The 1,023-nt window shown below is 38.0% G+C and carries 1 protein-coding gene; it reads right to left on the reverse strand.

Going from position 1 to position 1,023, the window contains the following annotated elements; all coding sequences use genetic code 11:
- Positions 1–94 precede the first annotated feature (94 nt).
- The gene (locus tag HMPREF2613_RS00660) at positions 95–673 is read right to left on the reverse strand and encodes a DUF4176 domain-containing protein (protein WP_070478202.1); all 579 of its coding nucleotides are present in this window, start codon (positions 671–673) and stop codon (positions 95–97) included.
- Positions 674–1,023 lie beyond the last annotated feature (350 nt).

The following is a 1,023-nucleotide window of genomic DNA, read 5'->3' on the forward strand; positions in this document are numbered from 1 at the left end:
CTCTGATAGACGACTTCTCGAAACAGACAGCTGTTCCTTGATACTATTTACCGAAATAACTAACAACTCTTTTTGAACTCGAACTTCGGATACATCAATCTTCATTTACTTCCTCCTCTGCATAAACACTGGAAATCAGTCCTGCGTCTAGATAGTCCTTACGCAGAGCTTCTTGGCAGTAGTGTTCATCCACGGTATCCGAATATCCTTCTGATACAACTCTTTTAATAAAAAGATTACTTATAAGCAAAGGAGAGATGTCAAATCGTAGCCCAAACGGATAGCCATGACCAACATAATCCACGTAATGTCCGTTTGCCAAATCAACTCGACGACCTGAAATGACTACAAAAAAGTCCATCTGTTCGCTTTCAAATGACTCAACCAAATCCTTAGGAAGGAGCTCACGATCAAGTTCAACCACAGTACCTAAAGGATAGATACGACTTAAACAGAGATCTACATAGGAAGCATACTGGATAAAAAGCGAACGAGGTAGGATAACTTCTTCTTGAAGACGCCGAATCCGCACGAGTTCTTTTTCATAGAAAAACTCCAACGGCGCCCCTATCATTGGATGATAATGATAGCTTGGTTCGTCATTCATAAAAGCTATATAACACGCCCGAAAAACATCTGGATGTCCTGATAAGGTCATCGCTACCGCTGTCAATACTTCCTGCTCCTTTTCAGATAGGTTACATCAGTGACCATTCTACTTAATCTTCATTATAACATTTTCTCACCATATAGAAAATCCTAGAATGAAATCCTAGGATTTGTATGTCATTTTATAAGTTCTACAATGAAACGAACATGAGCCGTTTTAAGTCTCTTTATTTCCTTAAGTTTTCTATTATCCTCAATCCCTTTTGTCTCGAATCCCTACCATGATATCTGTATACAAAACATCATTTATCTTACTTGAAATATAAAACACAGGCGTAGATTCTTCTAAGTCATTATCAAGTAATAATTTGGTTAGCACATATATCCCCTTATCAAAGTCAACAGCTTCCTCTC

This window comes from Streptococcus sp. HMSC070B10 (assembly GCF_001808665.1).
In the GTDB taxonomy this organism is placed as follows: domain Bacteria; phylum Bacillota; class Bacilli; order Lactobacillales; family Streptococcaceae; genus Streptococcus.